The sequence below is a fragment of the Thermosynechococcus sp. Uc genome, from assembly GCF_029335995.1.
In the GTDB taxonomy this organism is placed as follows: domain Bacteria; phylum Cyanobacteriota; class Cyanobacteriia; order Thermosynechococcales; family Thermosynechococcaceae; genus Thermosynechococcus.
Genome location: NZ_JARJMS020000089.1, coordinates 1 through 21,757, shown reverse-complemented (window position 1 = coordinate 21,757; position 21,757 = coordinate 1). Strand labels below are relative to the sequence as shown.

The 21,757-nt window shown below is 53.6% G+C and carries 22 protein-coding genes; 14 read left to right on the top strand and 8 right to left on the bottom strand.

Annotated elements, in window-relative coordinates; translation table 11 throughout:
- The first annotated feature begins 77 nt into the window (after positions 1–77).
- Together topA and P3X23_RS09840 are read left to right on the top strand one after the other, a co-directional pair.
- Entirely contained in the window at positions 78–2,741 is a 2,664-nt protein-coding gene (gene topA / locus P3X23_RS09845) for a type I DNA topoisomerase (RefSeq protein ID WP_300876098.1), read from the top strand.
- Positions 2,742–4,346: a radical SAM protein gene (locus tag P3X23_RS09840; protein WP_300876095.1), complete on the top strand. Its 1,605-nt coding sequence runs from the start codon at positions 2,742–2,744 to the stop codon at positions 4,344–4,346.
- Here the strand turns inward: P3X23_RS09840 and P3X23_RS09835 are convergent.
- The 6 genes from P3X23_RS09835 to P3X23_RS09810 all read right to left on the bottom strand — a co-directional run bounded on the left by P3X23_RS09835 (position 4,343) and on the right by P3X23_RS09810 (position 10,791).
- On the bottom strand, positions 4,343–4,873 hold the full coding sequence (locus P3X23_RS09835; RefSeq protein ID WP_300876092.1) for an NUDIX hydrolase: 531 nt from the start codon (positions 4,871–4,873) through the stop codon (positions 4,343–4,345). The two genes, P3X23_RS09840 and P3X23_RS09835, sit on opposite strands and share 4 nt — an antisense overlap.
- 112 nt (positions 4,874–4,985) lie before the next feature.
- A complete protein-coding gene (locus tag P3X23_RS09830; protein WP_300876089.1) occupies positions 4,986–5,339 on the bottom strand; it encodes a DUF1257 domain-containing protein in 354 nt (117 codons plus the stop codon).
- A gap of 120 nt (positions 5,340–5,459) precedes the next feature.
- The gene (locus tag P3X23_RS09825; RefSeq protein ID WP_300876113.1) at positions 5,460–6,989 is read right to left on the bottom strand and encodes an AAA family ATPase; all 1,530 of its coding nucleotides are present in this window, start codon (positions 6,987–6,989) and stop codon (positions 5,460–5,462) included.
- 49 nt (positions 6,990–7,038) lie between these two features.
- Positions 7,039–7,362: a ribbon-helix-helix domain-containing protein gene (locus P3X23_RS09820; protein WP_300876086.1), complete on the bottom strand. Its 324-nt coding sequence runs from the start codon at positions 7,360–7,362 to the stop codon at positions 7,039–7,041.
- 132 nt (positions 7,363–7,494) lie between these two features.
- On the bottom strand, positions 7,495–8,490 hold the full coding sequence (gene fmt, locus P3X23_RS09815) for a methionyl-tRNA formyltransferase (RefSeq protein WP_300876084.1): 996 nt from the start codon (positions 8,488–8,490) through the stop codon (positions 7,495–7,497).
- Between the two features lie 36 nt (positions 8,491–8,526).
- Positions 8,527–10,791 (bottom strand): ribonuclease R family protein, encoded by a 2,265-nt coding sequence (locus tag P3X23_RS09810; protein WP_300876081.1) that lies wholly within the window; start codon positions 10,789–10,791, stop codon positions 8,527–8,529.
- Positions 10,792–11,012: 221 nt separating this feature from the next.
- Here P3X23_RS09810 and acpP point away from each other — a divergent pair, with 221 nt between their 5' ends.
- From acpP to P3X23_RS09780, 6 genes are all read left to right on the top strand, one after another.
- On the top strand, positions 11,013–11,258 hold the full coding sequence (acpP, locus tag P3X23_RS09805; protein WP_300876079.1) for an acyl carrier protein: 246 nt from the start codon (positions 11,013–11,015) through the stop codon (positions 11,256–11,258).
- 4 nt (positions 11,259–11,262) lie between these two features.
- Positions 11,263–12,525, top strand: coding sequence for a beta-ketoacyl-ACP synthase II (gene fabF, locus P3X23_RS09800; protein ID WP_300876076.1), 1,263 nt, complete (start codon positions 11,263–11,265; stop codon positions 12,523–12,525).
- A gap of 34 nt (positions 12,526–12,559) precedes the next feature.
- Positions 12,560–14,554 carry a transketolase gene (tkt, locus tag P3X23_RS09795; protein ID WP_300876074.1) on the top strand — a complete coding sequence of 665 codons (1,995 nt, stop codon included), beginning with the start codon at positions 12,560–12,562 and terminating at the stop codon, positions 14,552–14,554.
- Between the two features lie 97 nt (positions 14,555–14,651).
- Positions 14,652–15,053, top strand: a complete 402-nt coding sequence (locus P3X23_RS09790; RefSeq protein ID WP_300876071.1) for a hypothetical protein — start codon at positions 14,652–14,654, stop codon at positions 15,051–15,053.
- A gap of 4 nt (positions 15,054–15,057) precedes the next feature.
- Positions 15,058–15,468, top strand: a complete 411-nt coding sequence (locus P3X23_RS09785) for a hypothetical protein (protein WP_300876070.1) — start codon at positions 15,058–15,060, stop codon at positions 15,466–15,468.
- Between the two features lie 106 nt (positions 15,469–15,574).
- A complete protein-coding gene (locus tag P3X23_RS09780; protein WP_300876067.1) occupies positions 15,575–16,192 on the top strand; it encodes a DUF3727 domain-containing protein in 618 nt (205 codons plus the stop codon).
- Here the strand turns inward: P3X23_RS09780 and P3X23_RS09775 are convergent.
- On the bottom strand, positions 16,189–17,586 hold the full coding sequence (locus tag P3X23_RS09775) for an aminotransferase class I/II-fold pyridoxal phosphate-dependent enzyme (RefSeq protein WP_300876065.1): 1,398 nt from the start codon (positions 17,584–17,586) through the stop codon (positions 16,189–16,191). The genes P3X23_RS09780 and P3X23_RS09775 overlap by 4 nt on opposite strands.
- A 43-nt stretch (positions 17,587–17,629) precedes the next feature.
- Between P3X23_RS09775 and P3X23_RS09770 the strand changes: the two genes are divergently transcribed.
- The 5 genes from P3X23_RS09770 (at position 17,630) to P3X23_RS09750 (ending at position 20,793) form a co-directional block, all read left to right on the top strand.
- The gene (locus tag P3X23_RS09770; protein WP_300876062.1) at positions 17,630–17,911 is read left to right on the top strand and encodes a helix-turn-helix transcriptional regulator; all 282 of its coding nucleotides are present in this window, start codon (positions 17,630–17,632) and stop codon (positions 17,909–17,911) included.
- Positions 17,904–18,161, top strand: a complete 258-nt coding sequence (locus P3X23_RS09765) for a hypothetical protein (RefSeq protein ID WP_300876059.1) — start codon at positions 17,904–17,906, stop codon at positions 18,159–18,161. Before P3X23_RS09770 ends, P3X23_RS09765 begins: the two co-directional genes overlap by 8 nt.
- 42 nt (positions 18,162–18,203) lie before the next feature.
- Positions 18,204–19,196 (top strand): pentapeptide repeat-containing protein, encoded by a 993-nt coding sequence (locus tag P3X23_RS09760; protein ID WP_300876056.1) that lies wholly within the window; start codon positions 18,204–18,206, stop codon positions 19,194–19,196.
- Positions 19,197–19,367: 171 nt separating this feature from the next.
- On the top strand, positions 19,368–19,544 hold the full coding sequence (locus P3X23_RS09755; RefSeq protein ID WP_300876053.1) for a hypothetical protein: 177 nt from the start codon (positions 19,368–19,370) through the stop codon (positions 19,542–19,544).
- Between the two features lie 52 nt (positions 19,545–19,596).
- Complete coding sequence (locus tag P3X23_RS09750; protein WP_300876050.1) at positions 19,597–20,793, top strand: GNAT family N-acetyltransferase; 1,197 nt, start codon at positions 19,597–19,599, stop codon at positions 20,791–20,793.
- On the opposite strand, the gene nrdR is transcribed toward P3X23_RS09750, so the two are convergent.
- Positions 20,790–21,278, bottom strand: a complete 489-nt coding sequence (gene nrdR / locus P3X23_RS09745; RefSeq protein WP_300876047.1) for a transcriptional regulator NrdR — start codon at positions 21,276–21,278, stop codon at positions 20,790–20,792. The genes P3X23_RS09750 and nrdR overlap by 4 nt on opposite strands.
- Before the next feature lie 139 nt (positions 21,279–21,417).
- On the opposite strand from nrdR, the gene P3X23_RS09740 reads away from it, so the two are divergent.
- Positions 21,418–21,549, top strand: a complete 132-nt coding sequence (locus P3X23_RS09740) for a hypothetical protein (RefSeq protein ID WP_300876044.1) — start codon at positions 21,418–21,420, stop codon at positions 21,547–21,549.
- The last annotated feature ends 208 nt before the right edge of the window (positions 21,550–21,757 follow it).

The window sequence follows — 21,757 nt, the reverse complement described above, 5'->3', positions numbered from 1 at the left end:
ATACGGTGGGAGAACACAGTTCTATGATCGATCGCTAAACTTGAGAGTGCCGAAAAACCCATCCTGCAGCATCTGCTATGTCCACCCTTGTCATTGTTGAATCTCCGACAAAAGCCCGTACCATTCGCAAATTTTTGCCCCCGGACTATCGCGTTGAAGCCTCGATGGGTCATGTCCGTGATCTGCCCCGCAGCGCAGCTGATGTCCCCCCCGAACTCAAGGGGGAAGAATGGGCAACCCTAGGGGTAAATGTCGCTGCTGGCTTTGAACCGCTCTACATCGTACCTAAGGATAAGCAAAAAGTTGTCAAAGACCTGAAAACTGCCCTAACAACCGCTGACGAACTCCTGCTGGCAACCGATGAAGACCGCGAAGGTGAAAGTATTAGTTGGCACTTACTGCAACTATTGGAGCCAAAGGTGCCGGTGCGGCGGATGGTCTTCCATGAAATTACGGCAGAGGCGATCCAAGAAGCGCTGCGCAATTGCCGCGATGTCAATGAACAACTGGTGCGCGCCCAAGAGACGCGGCGCATCCTTGATCGCTTGGTGGGCTATACCCTGTCACCCCTGCTGTGGCGGAAAATTGCCCCCCACCTCTCAGCCGGACGAGTGCAGTCTGTAGCAGTGCGCCTATTGGTGCAACGGGAGCGGGAACGACTGGCCTTCCGTAAGGGGCAATTTTGGGATCTCAAAGCCACCTTGGATCAACGGGGCACGCTCTTTCCAGCTCGTTTAGTGAGTGTCGGCGGTCAACGCTTGGCCACGGGCAATGATTTTGATCCGGCCACAGGACAAGTGCGCAATCCCGAAGCGGTCTTGCTCTTGGATGAAGCGGCAGCCAATGCGCTGCGCGATCGCCTGCTAACAGAAACGTGGACGGTGACAGAGCAAGAGGAACGCCAACAGACGCGCAAACCTGCTCCGCCCTTCACTACCTCGACCCTACAACAGGAAGCCAACCGCAAACTCCACCTATCTGCTCAAGAGACAATGCGCATTGCCCAAAAACTCTATGAAGAGGGCTATATTACCTATATGCGCACTGACTCGGTGCATCTGTCGGAGCAGGCGATTGCCGCTGCTCGCAGTTGTGTGGAAGCAATGTACGGCAAAGCCTTTTTGTCGCCACAGCCGCGTCAGTACACCACAAAAACCAAGGGTGCCCAAGAGGCTCACGAAGCAATTCGTCCTGCCGGCAGCCAGTTTCGTATTCCTCAGGAAACGGGACTTAAGGATCGGGAACTGGAACTTTATGAACTGATTTGGAAGCGCACGGTAGCCTCGCAGATGGCCGATGCCCGCGTGACCCTGCTGACGGTCTCGATTACGGCTGGGGATGCCCTTTTTCGCGCCCACGGTAAACGCATTGATTTTGCGGGCTTTTTCCGTGCCTATGTGGAAGGATCAGATGATCCGGAGGCCGCCCTTGAAAGTCAAGAGGTTATTCTGCCGCCAATGCAGGTGGGGGATATTCTCCGCTGCCAAGCCCTCGAAAGCGTGGAGCACGAAACGCAGCCGCCGCCGCGCTACACAGAGGCCAGCCTTGTCAAAACCCTTGAACAAGCCGGCATTGGTCGCCCCAGTACCTACGCCACAATCATCAGCACAATTCAAGATCGCGAGTATGCTATTCGCCGCGGTAATGCCCTTGAACCCACGTTTACCGCCTTTGCCGTTACAGCGCTGCTGGAGAAATATTTTCCCGATTTAGTGGACATTAACTTCACAGCGCGAATGGAGCAAACCCTCGATGATATTTCCACGGGGGAGGTGCAGTGGCAGCCCTACCTTGCATCTTTCTACCTAGGTGAAAATGGTCTTGAGCAGCAGGTCAAAGAGCGGGAGCGCACGATTGAGGCTACGGAAGCACGAGCGATCGCGCTGCCGGAATTGAATGCGGAAGTAGTAGTGGGTCGCTTTGGGCCTTTTGTTGTCTATCAAAATGGCAATGGCAGGGAACCCATTAAGGCCTCTTTGCCCCAAGATGCCACCCCCGGTAGCCTGACCCGCGAACAGGTAGAGCAACTCATTCGCCAAAAACTAGAAGGTCCAGACAAGCTGGGGGTGCATCCTGAGACTGGGGAACCGGTCTTCTTGCTGACAGGGCGATTTGGTCCTTATGTGCAGTTGGGGGAAGCCACAGAGGCTAATCCAAAACCCAAACGCGCTTCTCTACCCAAGGGAGTGAGTCCCGATGAAGTCACCCTCGACTTAGCAATTACCCTCTTATCACTGCCTCGCACATTGGGCGTTCATCCCGAAACCGGTAAACTGATTCAAGCCAATCAAGGCCGCTTTGGCCCCTACATTGTCCATGACCCTGAGGGGGAAAAGGACTATCGTTCCCTCAAGGGGGAGGATGATGTCTATACGATTACACTGGAGCGGGCCTTAGAGCTACTGGCAACACCGAAACCCAGTCGTGGCCGTGCCCAGAAACAGGTGCTAGCGGTCTTGGGGAATCACCCAGAGGATGGGGAGCTAGTGCAGATTTTCGATGGTCCCTATGGTCCTTATATCAACCACGGTAAGGTGAATGCCTCACTGCCGGAGGGGGTGACGCCAGAGACAATGACGCTTGAGCAAGCACTGCCCCTGTTGGCGGAAAAGGCTCCAAAGAAAACCCGCCGCACTTCAACAGCCACCGCCCCCAAAACAAAATCAACAACAAAAAAGGCCACTGCCAAGACCGCCACTCAGACCACAAAAACCAGCCGTCGTAAGTCAACGCCAACCTAGATGAATTCCCCCTTTGCTGCTGAAACCCTCCTCTTTGAGCGATCGCGCCCCCGCCCAGAGGCGCTGCGCATTATCTACGGCTTTCCCAATACCTATAGCGTTGGCATGACTAGCTTGGGGTACCAACTGGTGTGGGCGCAACTGGCTAGCCGTACCGATGTGGCGGTGAGCCGTCTCTTTACGGATGTACAGGAGCCACTGCCGCAAGATCCGGAGTTGGTGGGGTTTTCCTTCTCGTGGGAGTTGGACTACGGCAATCTGTTGGCGCTCTTAGAGCAGTTGGGCATTCCGATTTGGCAGCGCGATCGCCAAGAGACCCACCCCCTTGTCTTTGGTGGCGGTTCTGTCCTGACGGCCAATCCTGAACCCTTTGCGGATTTCTTTGATGTCATTTTGCTGGGGGATGCGGAACCGCTCCTAGAGCCGTTTTTGAACACTATGGCACAGGTGCGCACTGCCCCGCGATCGCAACAATTGGAAGCCCTTGCCCAATTGCCCGGCCTCTATGTCCCCAGTCTCTATGCGGTCAGTTATGCCAGTGCCACCGGCTCCATTCAGGCAATTGAACCGCTAAAGTCCACAGTACCCACCACGGTGGTCAAACAAGTGCATCGCGGCCGGAGCCTTGCTGTCTCGACAGTGGTCACCCCCTTTACTGCTTGGGAAAAAATCTACATGGTGGAGGTGGTGCGCAGTTGTCCAGAGCTATGTCGCTTTTGTTTGGCTAGCTATTTGACGTTGCCCTTTCGCACACCGAGCTTAGAAACACTGATTCCCGCCATTGAGCAGGGGCTAGCGGTCACCGATCGCCTAGGACTTTTAGGTGCCTCCATTACCCAGCATCCCGAATTTCCCGCCTTAATGGAGCATTTACGTCAGCCGCAGTTTGACCATGTGCGGGTGAGTTTAGCCTCTGTGCGCACCAATACGGTCACTGAATCCCTTGCCCAACTCTTGAGTCAACGGGGCAGTCACTCACTGACAATCGCTATTGAAACAGGATCTGAACGCCTACGCCAAGTGATCAACAAAAAGCTTGAGACCGATGAGATTCTTGCTGCCGCCAGCTGTGCCCAAGCCGGTGGTCTCAAGGGGCTAAAGTTCTATGGCATGGTGGGACTGCCCACAGAGACCGATGCCGATGTCGAAGCCACGGTGGATCTCTTTCGCCAATTGAAAAAAACAGCGCCGCGACTGCGACTCACCCTTGGCTGTAGTACCTTTGTGCCCAAAGCCCATACCCCCTTTCAGTGGTGGGGCGTCCAACCTGTGGCCGAAAAACGCCTCAAGTACCTGAAAAAAGAGTTGGCCAAATTGAGGGTAGAGTTTCGTCCTGAATCCTATAATGACTCGCTGATTCAAGCTCTGATTTCGCGGGGCGATCGCCGGCTAGCTCCCCTATTAGAGCGGGTTCGCCACTATGGTACTTCCCTCGGCAGTTATCACCGTGCTTTTAAGGAGCTGCAAGGACAGTTGCCGGACTTTGAAGCCTACGTCACTGCCCATTGGCCAGCGGAGACTATCTTACCTTGGCAGCATCTCCAAAGTGGCCTGCCAAGCCAAACCCTGCAAAATCATCTCAAGCGGGCAATGGCGATCGCCTAGGCTGGTCTGCGCCGATACAACCACTCCAAGAGAACGGCACGACATTGCAAGCACTCTAACTGGGCAAGAAGCCGTGAGATGTCCGCACTCTCTAGCCGAAACTTGCCCCCCACTTTGGGGATCTTCGCCCTTGGCGTGAGTTCGGCAACAAAGCCCCACACTCTTTGATTAGAGAAAGCACTATTGATCAGCCAAGGCTGCTCACTGATGGGGATGATTGCCTGAATTGCCTCAGGGGTAATCCCCAATTCCCGTGTCAAAATTTGCGGCACGCTTGCGATCGGGTCTTGATCTGCGCCTACTCTGCCACCGGGAAAATCCACCGTGGCTCGCCGAACTCCCACCCGAAAGGTTGGCGGTAAACAGATTAAATCGTTTCCTTGCAGCGGCAAGACAATCGCGGAGTCCGCCTTTTCCACCCGCCAATATTCTAGAGTTTCACCCGCATCCGTCAGCCACTTCTCGGCAATTACCGTTAGCCATTTCGATTGAATGCGTACCAATTCATCGAGCGATCGCCAGTTCATAGATATCAATCAAACAAAAATTAAGATAAAAAAAGAGGCCGACCCCTGGGGAGTCAGCCAGCAGATTACTTGGGAACGCGCGCTAGACCGTACAAAGCAATTGGCAACAGGATTAGCTATGCACCACAAGCTTGACGTTAGCGTTCTGAAGGCCAGGGCGCTTCACCTCAGCCAAGGTTTTGTTGATGGCATATTTTTGATTGATCGAGTTAATTAGCTCGGTTTGGTTGTGTTTTTTGGCCACACCCCAAAGATCAGCAATCAGATCAAAAGTGCCATCAGCATTGCGAGACCAGCCCAGATCGTACTCGCCGTCAAGAACAGCGACGATGTCCGCGCGAACACGTTGGCCGTTGTAGCCACGCACATCGGCATTGGTTTTCACCGCAATGCCCAAATCGCGCAGAGAGGCTTTCAAGATTTCAGCATCGGTAATTTTCGTACGCAGGGTGCTGAAGTGAGACATGTGGATTTCCTCCAGATTGAGACTAAAACATTGGACTGAATGAACCACAATTTATGGCGAACCAAACCCCTGTGGTCGGGTCTTTCTCCCATCTGCTTAGGGCAGACAGAAGGAAGCTTGTCAGAACTCCAGTCGCTGGTATTCAGCCACTGAAGCAGCCGCCGGACGCGCTCGTTGGCGTGCCCAATCGCGGAGTGCCGTGACCTGCTCTTGCATTGTCTTGGAAAGGGGTTGAGTGGCACGGCTGGCGGCAATAATGTCTAACTGGGTAAACTCACGCCCTTGAGCAAAGGCTTCGTACATGGCGGCAATGATGGCCTGTTCAATCTCGGCACCGGAAAAGCCATCACAGATATTGGCGAGTTGCTCTAGGTCAAAGCGATCAATCTCACGGCGGCGTTTGGCCAGGTGAATGCGAAAAATTTCCTTGCGCTCCTCCGCATTGGGCAAATCCACAAAGAAAATTTCATCAAAACGGCCTTTGCGCAAGAATTCACCGGGGAGCCGTTCGACGCGATTGGCCGTCGCCAAGACAAAGACGGGAGACTTTTTCTCCTGCATCCAAGTCAGAAAGGAGCCAAAGATGCGGCTGGAGGTACCGCCGTCAGAGTCTGAGGAACCTGCACCACCGGCAAAGGCCTTGTCCATTTCATCAATAAAGAGAATGGCAGGGGAAATGGATTCCGCTGTTTTCAGGGCATTGCGCAGGTTGGCTTCGGAGCGCCCCACCATCGACCCGTCATAGACTCGCCCCATATCCAAGCGCAGTAGTGGGAGACCCCAAAGGCGAGAGGTGGTTTTGGCAATGAGGGACTTCCCACAGCCGGGCACGCCCAAAATGAGCATCCCCTTGGGTTGCGGTAAGCCGTATTCCCGCGCTTTTTCACTAAAGGCATTGGCACGTTGCCGCAGCCAAATTTTAAGTTCCTCTAAACCGCCCACAGAATCAATGGTTTCATCCACTTCCATGTATTCCAGGATGCCGTTGCGACGGATGAGCTGTTTTTTCTCGGAAAGGATGATGTCCACCTCGGCTTCGGTGAGGCGACCTGCTGTGACTTTGGCTTTGCGAAAGACTTTTTCGGCTTCATCCCGCGTCAGGCCAAGGGTGGCTTTCACCAGTTTTTCGCGGGCCTCGGGAGTGAGGCGGTGACTGCGGGGGTCTAGTTGCTCCCCTAGGACTTGATCCAGTTCGTTGATACTTGGCAAGGGATAGTCAACAACAACAATTTCTTTTTCCAGTTCGACGGGAATCCGCTGCGCCGCTTCGGGGGACATGAGAATAATGGTTTTGTGGCTGCTCTTGAAGCTGGCGATCGCGTCCCGCAGGGAACGAGTCACAGGAGGGGAATCAATGAAGGGGTGCAAGTCTTTAAAGACGTAAATACCCGGTTCCCTTTGGTGCACAACCCATTGAATGGCGGCCTCCGGTGAGACAGTGTTGTGGTGACTGTTGTTGCGGGGATGACCATACTCAACCATGCCGTGGGTCACTGTCCAAATGTAGAGCTTGCGGGGAGACCGTCCTTGAGACCCGATTTGACTTTGGGCAATCCTAGCGATCGCCTGTTCCGCCCGCTCTTCTTCAGAGGTCAGGAGGTAGATCAATGGATATTGCGCTTGGATTAGGATACTCAACTCTTCTTGCACAGCCATCACCTCCTTTTTTCAAGGTTGACCCGACAGCCCCGCCGCTGGCTTAGCGGGCAGACACCAGCTCAACGGAGAGCGAGGGAACACTGAGGCTATCATCGTCAATTACCGTGGGCTGATTGACCAAGGCCGTTAGCTCATCCCCCCGTAGGACAAGGGCACTGGCACACTCTGGGCAGTGATAAACTCGATGTACATTGCCATGCTTTTGCTCTGCATATCGCGCCAAGACTTCTGGATGAGCCAGCAGAAATTCAATGGCACGTTCGGCAAGGGTGGACATCGTTTCCTGCTCGACTACAGCGGCAATTTTTAGCTGGCGGTGCACATCGGGGGACAGATACAACGTAACCTTTTGCTTATCTTCCATAGGGGTTAGAGACGTACCTAGGTATGTGTGCCAGTGTAGTGAGCCACTCCAAGGGGTGTCAAGGCAAAATGCTGTCAAAACGGCAAAATCGTAATATTTAGTTACATTAAGCCCCTCTTGCTTAAAACTCAGTTACAAGAGTGAGGGTGCTGTCCCCAACTGGGTAGCGATCGCCAAGCGCACGCCATTGACAAAATCCCAACCCGATTGGGCTTTGCGGCCACTCAACTGCACCTGACTGAGCAGCAGACGACCCTTGCCCGTTTGTACCACAGGCCCCCATCCCTTAATTAACTGCACCACAGTACCGGGAGCGGAGGAGGTCTCAGGTTCACAGACCAACGACTGGAGGGGTTCTGGTAATTCTGGGCTAACTTCAGGGACTAACGGCCACGTTTGTAGCAGTTTCAAAGGGGTGTCTTGCCATTGAGTATAGGCATGGGGATAAAAAGCGCGCACTTGGTTGTGGAGGGCTAAAGCAGATCGTCGCCAATCAATGGCATAGTCGCTTTTTTGAATGAGCGGCGCGTAGGTGGCCTCAGTCTCATTTTGGGGTTCCGGTTGTAGCTGCGGCAGTTGCTGCAAAGTTTCCAGCAGCAGATTAGCACCAATTTGACTGAGGGCAGCACTGAGGGTAGCAGCCGTATCCCCTAAATGAATGGGTACTTTTTGCTTCAGGAGCATTGGGCCTGTGTCCATACCGGCATCCATGAGCATCGTTGTCACGCCGGTTTCCCGTTCGCCGTGGTAGAGTGCCCACTGAATCGGAGCCGCACCGCGATACTTGGGCAGCAGTGAGCCGTGAATGTTGATGCAGCCGTAACGGGGAATCTCAAGGATAGGCGGGGGCAGAATTTGACCGTAGGCCACTACGACAAAGACATCGGCAGCCAGCGATCGCAAGACCTCAGGCAGTGTTAAATCCCGACGCAGGCGTTGTGGTTGCCAAACGGGCAGCCCGTGATCGAGGGCAAAGGCCTTGACCGGGGAAGGCGATAATTGGCTACCTCGTCCCCGCCGCCGATCAGGCTGGGTGACAACCCCCAAGACTTGATGAGCCTCTGTTTCCAGCAGCCGCTGTAGCGGCGGCAGGGCAAACTCTGGTGTGCCAAAATAGACAATTTTCAACCGCTGCCCACTCCCTGCAAAACATCAACTGCCAGTTTAGAGATCTTCAGGGGCTTCTTCCTCAGGAGGGATAGCGGTTTCTCCAACATCACCGCTGCCGTTGAGGTCTTCTTCTGTTGCCTGGGAGCCACCACTAACCACGGTCAAATCCACCTGCTGACGATAGGAGTCCACATTTTTAATCAGCACCTCAACGCGATCGCCCAAGCGGTAACGCAATCGGTTGCGCCGGCCCGTCAAGGTTTGAGCAAGGGCGCGGTAGTCATACCAGTCATCTTTGAGGGAACTGACGTGAACTAAGCCCTCAACATTAAAATCAATTAGTTCGACAAAGAAGCCATAGGACTGTACCCCCGTAATAATACCGGGACGCACTTCACCGATGCAGGCTTGGACTTGACGCACCCGTTGCAGACCCACCAGATCTTTCCAAGCCGTGTAGGTTTGCCGCTCCCGCTCTTGGAGGTGGGGAACCAACTCGTTGAGGAGGGTATCAACCTCGCGCTGGATATCGGTGGTAAAAACCGTCCAGTTGACTTGCTCTAAACAGCTGGAGTCACCGAGATTAACGCGCTCTTTGGCTCGTGGACTGCGGCGATCGCGCCCCTCCGTCAAAAGGAGGTGCAAAATACGCTGATTGACAATGTCGGTGTAGCGTTGCAAAGGGGAGCAGAAGTGGCCATAGCCTTCCCCTGTGGCCAAGCTAAAGTGGGGCAGTGGTACGCTGGCATCAGTGGCGGGTTTAAGTTTATCCAGTAAGAGTTCTTGCAACAGCGGTGCCAAATCTGCGGTGGCCAACTGTGCCATAAAGCGCTGACAGTCGCGAGGGGTAACTTGGGTGGGATTGTCGAGACTCAAGGGCAAGTTCAGATTTTGGCAGAGCTTGAGAAAATCCTGCACTGCGTAGAGTTCGGGCAATGGCTGGGTGCGGTAAAGGGCAGGCACCCCCAACTTCCTCAGATGACGGGCGATTAATTCATTGGCAAGAATGACTAAACTTGTCCAAGGGGTAACCCGTGGTAGGGAAATAGCGGCTGCTAGACCTTCATCAGCATAGGTAAGGCTCAAAGCATCCGCAAATGTGAGTTCAATACTGCCCCGTTGCTGGCGTTGCTGACTGACAGCATGGGCAAGATGAATCAGGGCACGTAGCCAATCGCCCGAACTATCTCCCAAAGCAAGAGTGGCCGCCACCTGCTCACTGGTAACACAGGCATCCACGCAGATACGACTGCGGTAAATAGTGTAGGACTGGACGGTGCCGCTGTTGTCAATTGCAATTAGAAGGGAAATCGCCGCGCGATCGCTCCCCGGTAGAAGACGCAGCATCTCCAGTTCCTGTGGTAATAGGGGCAGACTGAGTTCAGGGGTGGCCAAGGTTGTGCCCAGCCGCCGTGCCGTCCGATCCAGCAGTTCATCGCGGGGAAGCAAGCCTCCCACATCACTGATGTGAATTCCCAACTGCCAGCGATTGGCCTCTAGGGGATCAAGGGAAAAGGCCACTTGGGGTTCTTGACCGGGGGCCACTAGGGTAATGGTGACCAGTTCCCGCAAATCTTGGCGATCACTTAAATCCAAGTCCGCCAGCTGGGCATTCAACGTTGCTGCCGCTGTGCGTACCGCTGGGCTAAATTGCCGCACAAGGTTATGCTTGCAGCAAATCAAATCTAGGACAGGTGCCGATTGGGCATCACTGCCTAAAATCTGGCCAATTTCTCCTATGGGCAAGTACCCCCCCAAGGGATAACGGCGAATGTTCACATGCACCAGTTGATCCACAACGGTGGATAGATCGGGCACGAGGTCATTTGGCTCAAGGGCAATTTCAAAAAGCAGGCGATCGTCAAGGGGGATCCCCCGAAAACCGTCTTCCGTCTGTTTCACCCGGGCAATCACTGAGGGATTTCCCCGCTCTAAAATCAGCTTTACTTCACCTTCGGGTGATTTCTTGCGGCGGCCTTCACGGGTGACCCGCACCAGCACGCGATCGCCATTCCAAGCGGTACTGAGTTGATGCTCGCGTACAAAAATATCTTCAGCGCCCTCAGTATCCTGAATGGCAAAGCAAAAGCCCTTGCTGGAGCAGCGCAGCCGCCCTTCAATTAAGCCGTCATCACTGGCACGGCGATACTTGCCCCGTTCCTTAATCAGTAGGCCAATGCGTTCTAGGGCATCAAGGGCAATTTCCAGTTCTCGCTGGCTTTCAGGATCATTGCAGCCGAGTTTTTTTTCGAGAACTTTGGGGGCAACAAATTTATCTTCGCTAAAGTTAGCAAGCAGACTCGCAATCGTAAAATGCATCGGTAACTCGGTGAAGGAAGGGCAACAGGAGATGTAGCGTTGTTGGTATCAAATATCCAAACTGTAGCTTATCACAGTTGCAGAAATCTCTTAGGAGATCCCCGATTTGTCCTATAATTATGGCGCGTTGATTCTGGGCACGAAACATCCTAGATTTGAGGAATGGCGATCGCCCGCATCAATTCCTGTTCTCCATCGTTGTCCATCCAGTTTAGGCATCTATGAATCAATCTGAAATTCTCGAAAAGGTCAAAGCAATTGTTGCTGATCAACTGAGTGTTGATCCAGAAAAAGTTGTGCCCGAAGCCAGTTTTGCCGAAGATCTCAATGCCGACTCCCTCGATTCCGTGGAGCTGATCATGGCACTTGAGGAAGCCTTCGGCGTAGAAATTCCGGACGAAGAAGCAGAGAAACTAAAAACCGTCCAAGATGTCCTTGACTTTATCAACAATAAGGTAGCTGCATAGGTCCATGGCAAACGCGCACCAAAAACGGGTTGTTGTCACGGGGATGGGAGCAATTACCCCCCTCGGGAACACCCTTGCGGAGTATTGGGAAGGGTTAATGGCCGGTCGCAATGGCATTGACTACATCACGGCCTTTGATGCCAGTCGGCATGACTGCCGCATAGCGGGTGAGGTGCGTGGCTTTGATCCTACCCTCTACATGGATCGCAAGGATGCCAAGCGTATGGATCGCTTTGCCCAATTTGCCGTGGCCGCCAGCAAACAAGCCCTTGCGGATGCCCGGTTAACCATTGACGGAAGCAATGCCACTGACATTGGCATCATTATCGGCACCGGTGTCGGCGGCCTAAAGGTGATGGAGGATCAGCAGGAGATCTACCTCAGTAAGGGGCCTAGTCGCTGTAGTCCCTTTATGATCCCAATGATGATTGCCAACATGGCCGCTGGACTCACTGCCATTCACACCGGTGCCAAAGGTCCCAATTCCTGTGCCGTGACTGCCTGTGCAGCGGGTTCTAATGCTATTGGCGATGCCTTCCGCATGGTGCAACACGGCTATGCCAAGGCGATGATCTGCGGTGGTACAGAGGCAGCGATTACGCCCCTGTCAGTGGCCGGTTTTGCGGCCGCGCGTGCCCTGTCTACCCGCAATGATGACCCCCACCATGCCAGTCGTCCCTTTGACCTCAACCGTGATGGCTTTGTCCTCGGAGAAGGAGCCGGCATCCTCATCCTTGAAGAATTAGAATTTGCTCTTGCTCGGGGGGCTCGCATCTATGCGGAAATGGTGGGCTACGGCTTGACCTGTGACGCCTACCACATGACCGCTCCCTCGCCGGGCGGAGAAGGGGCTGCTCGGGCGATTGAAGCCTGCCTCAAGGATGGGGGAATTGCTCCGGATCAGGTGAGCTATATCAATGCCCACGGCACCAGTACCCCCGCTAACGACAGTACGGAAACGGCCGCCATTAAACGTGCCCTTGGCGAGGAAAATGCCCGTCGTGTCCCTGTGAGTTCGACCAAATCCATGACGGGGCACCTTTTGGGGGGATCGGGGGGCATTGAGGCGATCGCCACGGTGATGGCAGTTGCCCACGATCGCATCCCCCCTACAATTAACTTGGAACAGCCAGATCCTGCTTGCGATCTGGACTATGTTCCCCATCAGAGTCGGGCTTGTCCGGTGACGGTGGCTTTGTCCAACTCCTTTGGCTTTGGTGGGCATAACGTAACGTTGGCCTTCCGCAAATACACTCCCGACCGTTAACTTCTGCTGCAAACCCAACTAGAGAGAGAAAACAATGCCTGCGGTGACTCAATCCCTTGATGAACTCTGTATTAATGCCATTCGGTTCCTAGCGATCGATGCGGTGCAAAAGGCCAATTCTGGGCACCCCGGTCTGCCCATGGGGGCAGCGCCCATGGCCTATGTGCTGTGGAACCAGTTCATGCGGTATAACCCCAAAAATCCGCAGTGGTTCAATCGCGATCGCTTTGTCCTCTCAGCGGGTCATGGCTGTATGTTGCAGTATGCCCTGCTGTATCTTACGGGCTACGACAGTGTCACGATTGAGGACATCAAGCAGTTTCGCCAATGGGGGTCGCGCACACCCGGTCACCCGGAAAACTTTGAAACCCCTGGCGTGGAAGTAACCACAGGTCCTCTCGGTCAAGGGATTTGTAATGCCGTCGGCTTAGCAGTGGCGGAAGCCCATTTAGCAGCTCGCTTCAACAAGCCCGATCTCAAATTAGTCGATCACTACACCTATGTCATCCTTGGTGATGGCTGCAACATGGAAGGCATCTCCGGTGAAGCCTGCTCCCTCGCTGGTCACTGGGGCTTGGGCAAACTCATTGCCCTCTACGACGATAACCACATTTCCATTGACGGCTCCACCGACATTGCCTTTACAGAGGATGTCTGCAAGCGCTTTGAGGCCTACGGTTGGCACGTGCAGCACGTGGCCGATGGCAATACGGATCTCGCAGGCATTGCCAAAGCCATTGAAGCCGCTAAAGCAGTAACCGACAAACCTTCCCTCATCAAGATCACCACCACAATTGGCTATGGCTCTCCCAACAAAGCCAATACTGCTGGGGTACACGGCGCGGCTCTAGGGCCTGAAGAAGTTAAACTCACTCGCGAAAACCTTGGTTGGCCCTATGAGCCTTTTGTGGTACCTGAGGAGGTGCTGAATCACTTCCGCAAAGCCGTTGAGCGGGGTGCTGGCTATGAATCTGAATGGAACCAAACTTGGGCAACCTATCGCCAGAAATATCCGGAGGAAGCTGCCGAATTTGAACGGCTGCTGCGCGGGGAATTGCCCGCCGATTGGGATGCCAATCTGCCCAGCTATACTCCCGAAGACAAGGCCATGGCCACCCGCAAGCATTCGGAAATTTGCCTAAACGCGATCGCCCCCAAGCTGCCGGAACTCATCGGTGGTTCTGCAGACTTGACCCACTCCAACCTCACCGAACTCAAGTGCTCCGGTGATTTCCAAAAAGGCCAGTACCAAAATCGCAACATTCACTTTGGTGTGCGCGAGCACGGCATGGCCGCCATCTGCAATGGCATTGCCCTCCACAATTCCGGCTTGATCCCCTACTGTGCTACGTTCTTGGTCTTTGCTGATTACCTGCGGCCTGCCCTGCGCCTCTCAGCACTCTCCCAAGCAGGTGTTATTTATGTCATGACCCACGACTCCATTGCCCTTGGTGAAGATGGTCCTACTCACCAACCCGTAGAAACCTTAGCTTCCCTGCGGGCGATTCCCAACCTTTTGGTGATCCGCCCTGCCGATGGCAATGAAACCTCGGGTGCCTACCAAGTGGCAATACAACGGCGTAAGCAACCGACCCTCCTCGCGCTTACCCGCCAAAACGTGCCGAACTTGGCCGGTAGTTCTGCCGCCAATGTCGCCAAAGGTGCCTACACACTGGTGGATTGCCAAGGCACCCCCGACTTGATCCTGATTGGCACCGGTTCAGAAGTCTCCCTCTGTGTTAAAGCCGCCGAAGTGCTGGCGGCCAACGGCAAGAAAGTGCGAGTAGTGTCTATGCCTTCTTGGGAACTTTTTGAGGAGCAGTCCCCTGAATACAAAGCCAGTGTGCTGCCGACGGGGGTCAAGCGCCTTGCGGTGGAAGCGGCCACCAGTTTTGGTTGGTGTCGTTATGCCGATGCCACTGTGTCGATCGAGCGCTTTGGCGCCTCGGCTCCGGGCAATGTCTGCATGGAGAAATTTGGCTTTACCGTGGATAACGTCGTGGCCAAGGCCAATGCCCTTCTTGGTTAGATGCCAAGGAGTACACACTTAGACCAACAATATAACTAGATGAGCAGGGTGGGGGGTCATAACTCGCTGCCCTGTTTTATTTCTCTGAGGATGCCCTATGCCACGTCGTCGAAAACGGTTTCCCTGCGGTCATCAAGGTTATGGTCAAATCTGCCACTACTGTGCCCAGTTAGCCCAAGCAAGCGCCTCAAAGACAAGACAACAGGAACAAGCACGCTTGGCACGGCAGGAATGGCAGGCTTCCTTTGCGCACGATGTGGTTCATTTAGAGGGATTACCCAAGGCAATCGTTCTCAAAGCTCGTCAAGTCATTGCCGAGATTCTTGCTGGTGCCGATTATCGCCAGTTCAAGGGCAAGCGCCTGAACCATGATCGCCGTGTAATTAGTATTCCCCTCAGTTACCATTACCGTCTCATTTGCTACGACATGGGGGATCGCATTGAACCCCGCAGTGTTCTGTCCCACGAAGACTACAATGTAAAGAAACCAAAGGCCTAATCCCATGACCGCCAACACTAATCATCCCTGGTATGCAGCGGCGCAACTGATGCAACCAGCACTGATTCGTCTCCTAGATCATCTGCGGCGATCGCTAGAAACCTCCCCTTGGCAGGGCAGCTATGAAACCGTTGAAATTCCTTGTAATGACGCAGAACCGCAAATTCTCTACTGGCTATCTCTACGTCAGGGCGATCGCCAACAGCGGGTAAACCTGTGGGAGCTTTGCTACCAAATTTGTTTTCAGCAGTACACCCCTGAACTTGACTACAGCGGCATCCATGACTTTCAGGTGGGGGAGGTGCAAGCTGACCTCAGCCTCCTTGATCCTGCTGGGGAAGTGGACTGGCACAAGTTGGATCAGAAGGCAGCACAGGTGGTGGCAGCGCTATTTGCGACTTTGGATACCCCCTAATTTTAGGTTTTTGAAGAAAAATCAACCAAAGCTGCCACAAGGAATGCCCCACGACGACCCGCTGCATGGTATGCTCCAATGCCATAGGGAATTTTACCGAAGCAGCATGGGTTCAAACTATCAAAACCAGCAAAACAGTAATGAGCAGCCTTGGGAGGACGAAGATTTCGAAGAACAGATAGAGCAGCTCCGCCTCTACGATGATCAAGGGCGCTCCCTTGACTGCTACATCGAGTTCCGCCTGAATGTTCAAGGGGAAACTTATGCGCTGTTGCGTCCGGTAGACTATCCCGTCGAAATTTTTGCGGTTGTGGCGGAAAATGATGAAGAAGAAACCTTAGTGCCCCTAGAGGAGCACGAAATTGATGCGGTCTTTGATACAGCCCGTGCCATCCTTGAAGAACAAAACCTCACCCTCAAGCGCACAGCGTTGACCCTAACCGTAGCGGGCGAATTACCGGATCTGGATGAAGATGACATTCTCACCGTGGAGGTGGAAACTGATGAAGACATCGAGGAGTATCAACCCCTTGGCAGTAGCTTCTTTTGCAGCACACGGGAATATAGCGTTTATACGCCCCTGAGTCCCACCCTTTACGTTGCTCGGCTGGTGCCTGGCCAAGAACCAGAACTCCTCTCTCCTCAAGACTTTCAGCACCTGCAACCCCTCTTGGAGCAGCATCTAGTGAGCCATTTGCTGGAAGAGGAGGACTGGGAAGATTAGACCTTGCAGACCCTCAGGGTTTGCAGTGTGGGATCGGCAGCCCCTACCATCTCTGCACCCAGTTCCTTAAGGTATTGCAAGTTTTCAATGACTGACTCAGTGATTCGCTCACCAGCAATCACAGTGGGAATTCCTGGCGGGTAGGGAGAGATGGTTTCGGCACTGATCTGATTCAAGGCCGACTTGAGGGGAACCGAGACCTGGGGACAAAAGTAGGCGTCCCGTGGTGAACAGGGGCTTTCTTGAAGGTTGGAACTCGGCGGCAGAGACAGGGGCGCTAGAGGCGCATGGTGGCGGTATTCTGTGTAAATGGTATTCAGGCGATCGGCCAAAGTTTCAAGCATGGCCTGTGTGGTGCCAAGCCCCAGACAAAAGGTGAGCGATCGCCCGCTGGGGAACTCGGCCATAATCTGCGGTTGCAACAACTCATCTAGTTCAAAGCCCGTAAGACCAATTGGCCAAGTCCCTAGGGTTAATCGCAGCGGATCCTGAGGGATACCTGGGGCTTGCCAACGGGGCAGCGGCCATTCATAGCGGTTGACCCACCGGAGAAGCCTTTCATAAATTTCCTGTCCCTGCTGAGCCATCTGATAGCCCGCCCGCTCAAGCGCCGCCAGAAACCAATAGCTGGGGCTAGTGGTTTGTACCAAGTTGAGGGCTTGACTCAGGCGCTCAGGGGCAATCCGCTCCCCCTGCAGATGGAGGACAGCCGTTTGGGTTAGAGTTCCTAGGGTTTTGTGCCACGACTGCACAACCACATCGGCTCCCGCAGCCAACGCAGTAACGGGAAATGCCGGATGATAACGAAAATGGCTGCCGTGGGCTTCATCCACAATCAGAGGCAGGCCGTGCTCATGGACGCACTGGGCAATTTCTACCAAGGGAGAGCACAGCCCCTCATAGGTGGGACTCACCAGTACCACTGCCTTGGCATCGCCATAGGCGGCCAAACCGGCGGCAACCACCTCCTTTGTAACTGGCAATGGCAGCCCCCACTGCGGATCAACCCTTACCCCCAAATAGACGGGCTTGGCTCCCGTCAAGACTAGCCCTGCAGTCACGGAGCGGTGGACATTGCGACCCACCAGAACGCGATCGCCGGGATTTAGTGTCGCCAGAAGTGCTGCCAAAAGACCCCCCGTGGCACCATTCACCAGAAACCAAGCGCGATCGCTGCCAGCTACAGCGGCCACCGCCGCCTGTGCCTCCCTCAGCACGCCCGTGGGCTGAGCCAAGTTGTCGAGAGCAGGCAATTCACTCAAGTCTTGGGCTAAGGCCGTTCCCCAAAGGGCACGCAACAGCGGCTCCATACCTCGACCCCGTTGATGGCCGGGCACATGGAGAGGAACAGCGTGGTTCTGCCTCAAAAGAGCAGCTAGGAGGGAAATCGTCAACTACAATCAAAATAACAGTCTAAGTAATTATACGGATTTAGGGATGTCTATACCGCAAGACGATCGGCTGGAGTATTCGCTGCTGTCGGAGCGTGAGCTACAGGTTCTAGAACTGGTGGCAGCAGGGCTAACCAACCAGGATATTGCCGCCAAACTAGACATCAGTAAGCGCACAGTAGATAACCACATCAGTAATATTCTGATGAAAACAAAATCAGAGAATCGCGTGGCACTCGTGCGTTGGGCTTTAGCATGGGGTAAAGTTTGCTTGAATGATGTCAATTGTTGTGCGTTGCCCACCCCCCCTAACCAACCCCATGAGTGAACATGTGTACTATAACCCGCGCATGCCGTTGGCCGTCTATCGCGAATTGGCGGCTCACTTACAGCTCCTGGAGGGGGTGTCTGTGCGGTTGCTCCCCCAAAGCCGTTCCCAGTTTGACTATGACCTAAGTCAAATTGAAGGGATTGCCGTGACTGTACCCTCCACTTCTTCGCCAAATACGCAAACACGACTTGAGGAAATTTTGCAACATTACGCTCTCCAGCATGGGGGCTGGCAATGTCAACAATAGGCATTTGGGAGATAGCAGCGTTGCTCCCTACTTTAGATTGACATGGACGCTGAAGAGTTGCTCGCCCAGTATGCCAAGGGCGAAACCAATTTTCAAACGGTGAATCTGGCCGGCGTCAGTCTCGTGGGTGCCGATTTGATTGGCATTGATTTACAAGGCGCTAGTTTGCAGGGGGTGCATTTCCAATTTTGTCACTTTGGCCGGGCGGACTTTAGCTATGCCCTGTTGACCGGTGCACGGTTGGAGGGGTGTAACTTTACCCAAGCGACTTTTAATGACAGTCATTTTCATGATGCCCAATGTCATGGCTGCGTGTTCGATCGCGCCGATTTACAGGGAGCGGATCTCACATTGGCAGTTTTTCGGGATTGCAACTTCCTCAGTAGTGATTTGCGGCAGGCGAATTTAAGTCATACCGTTTTGGCCGGCTCCTGTCTGCGCGGTGCCAACTTTCGCAAAGAGCACTATCAGGAAGCAGCAAATCTGGTGGGTGCAGATCTGCGCCAAGTAGATCTGCAAGGAACGAACTTGGCGGGAGCCAATTTATCGCGGGCAAACCTCAAGGGGGCTAATCTCAAGGAAGCCAACCTCAACAGCGTTAGCCTTGCCCAAGCGAATTTAGAAAATGCCAATCTTCAGGGAGCAATTCTCACGCGCGCCATTCTCTATCAAGCGAATCTGGTGGGCAGCAATTTACGGCAGTCACGGCTGGCTCAAGCGGATTTGCGGGGAGCGATTCTTAATCAAGCGGATTTAAGTCAGGCAATTCTTGCGGAAGCACGACTTGATGATGCTCAGGCGCAAGGAGTGAATTTGCGGGCATCAGTTCTGAACAAGGCGGACTTGCGGCGCACAAATTTAATGGGAGCCGATTTGCAGGAGGCGCGTCTGATTGATGCCTACCTCGCCCGCACTAATCTCAAAGGAGCCAACTTGCGCCAAGCGAATCTGATGCGTGCCGATCTCAGTAGTGCGCTGTTGCTGGGCGCTTGCCTAGAGGAGGCTCTCATGCCCGATGGCAGTATCTTTATGTAACATACTCTCGACCCTCATGCTTCGCCTAGAGGGGGGGCTTCTTCAGTCTTTCGACCTTCGCGTTTTATAGTGAACCGATGCCCCAGACCCACTTTTTTGACCCTAAAATATCGCCGCAAAGTGTTCATTTTCTGGATTAAGCGTGTACGCTCAAGCCTGAAAGCTGCTGCGATGTTGCCACGGCTGACAGGGGTGGTTGGCCATTTGTGTGAGAACTTCGACTGTAAGGTGATAGAGGTCAACGGTGAGTACTTCATTGCCAGTTGGGGAGCGGTCACCGTATCCCTCTTGAAGCGGTACATTGAGCAGCAAGATTCCCTTTCGGGAGAGCGCGCCACTTCCCGCTGATTAGCTAAAGCGCTTGCTATAGTACAACAGAGGCGCGGTTTGTCTGAAAACCATGGCAGAATTTGCAGCAACACTGGCACCAGAGCTAACGATTCAGTGGGTAAATGCGATCGCCAGCGTTCCCCAACAGCAGTGGGATGCCTTGGCCTTACCTCTAGAAACCCCCTTTTTTGAATGGGAATGGCTGCATCAAATTGAAGCCTCTGGCAGCGCTACTCCGCAAACTGGTTGGCTCCCCCATCATCTATTGGTTTGGCGCGATCGCCAGGGACAGCGGGAACTGGTTGCCGCCGCTCCCCTTTATCTTAAAGGACACAGTCAAGGGGAATTTGTCTATGATCACCAGTGGGCAGATCTGGCTTTGCGGTTAGGTATTCGCTACTACCCCAAACTCCTAGGGATGGCGCCCTTTACGCCGGCGGTCGGCTATCGCTTTCTCATGGCAGAGGATGTGGATGCCGACTTGATCACAAGGGTCATGCTGCATGAAATTGATCGTCTTTGCCAGCGTCATCGCCTTTCCGGTTGTCACTTTCTCTACGTTGATCCCCAATGGCAACCGGCGGTCGAAGCCTATGGCTATCGGGCGTGGCTACACCACAGCTACATTTGGCGCAATCGTAACTATCAGACCTTTGACGATTATCTCGCGGATTTCAATGCTAACCAACGCCGCAACATCAAGCGCGAACGCAAGGCCGTAGCTCAAGCAGAGCTGACGTTTCGCGTCCATCAGGGAGAGGAGGTCAACCGCAGCCTCCTGCAACAAATGTACGATTTCTATACCGATACCTGCGACAAATTTGGCTGGTGGGGGAGCAAGTATTTGACACGGCAGTTTTTTGAGGCTCTCGCCGATCGCTATCGCCATCGAGTGGTGCTCTTTGCTGCCTATCCCAACAGTGGTGCTCAGCGCCCCATTGCCATGTCCTTTTGTATCACCAAGGGCACCAATCTCTATGGTCGCTATTGGGGCAGTGCCCGCGAGATTGACTGTCTTCACTTTAGCGCCTGCTACTATGAACCCATTGAATGGGCGATCGCCCACGGGATTCAGTGCTTTGACCCCGGCGCAGGAGGACGACATAAAAAGCGGCGGGGTTTTCCTGCGACCCCCAACTACAGCCTGCACCGCTTTTATGAACCACGCTTAGCCCAAATTTTTGATCGTTACATTGACAATATCAATGACGAAGAACAACGCCTCATTGAGGCCATCAATGCCGACTTACCCATGAAGTCTCTCTAGGAGCGGGAGACCGTCATCAATTCTGGAGAGGCCGGTGTCTCCTGGAGATGAGCCAATTCGGCAACAAAATCACTAATCCCTTGAAACTGACGATACACAGAAGCAAAACGGACATAGGCCACCTCACTCAAATGCCGCAGCCGTTGCAATGCCGCTTCCCCCAATTCAGCACTCGTGACCTCGCGGCGCGATCGCAACTGTAAATCTGCTTCGATATCATCCACGAGGGCTTCAATTTTTTGCTGGGGAATGTTTGTTTTGCCACAGGCAGTCATGATACCCCGCAACAATTTTGAGCGATCAAAAGACTCGCGATCGCCATTGCGTTTGATGACGGTAATGGGAACAAACTCAATCCGTTCATAGGTGGTAAAGCGACGGCCACAGTTAAGGCATTCCCGACGCCGTCGAATACTTTGACCCGCTTCTGCTGATCGAGACTCAAGAACACGACTATCCGTATGGCAACAATAGGGACACTGCATAGGGATCCCCACTCATTTAGGTACCTGACAGTATCATAGCGGATTCTTGCGAGTGATTGACATTTGCAAGGGCTGCTTAACATTTGCAAAGACTGCGACAGCGTTTGTTAGGGTAGGGGTATCCCTCGGGTATCCTGCTATGACTGATCCTGACTCCCCAAAAAAGAGCAATCAACCCACGATGATCAATGTCGAGCCAGAAAACTTACTGCTGATTGTTGTACTGAGTCTTTTTATTCCGCTACTGATTGTGGGCTTTTTTGTACACTAGTATGCCCTGCTGAAATTGAACACAAATGGTTATGGATACAGCAGAAAGAGCCAGAAAGCTTTTCTCTTCTGGCCATCAATTGAAAGTTAAAGTGAACTAAATTGCTCAGCAGACTTTGCCGTTGAGTCTTAGCTAAATTTAAGGCCTCTCTTTGGCAGTAGAATATTTGGGGAAGGAAAATGGTTAAAAATTCTAAGAAGCTTAAATA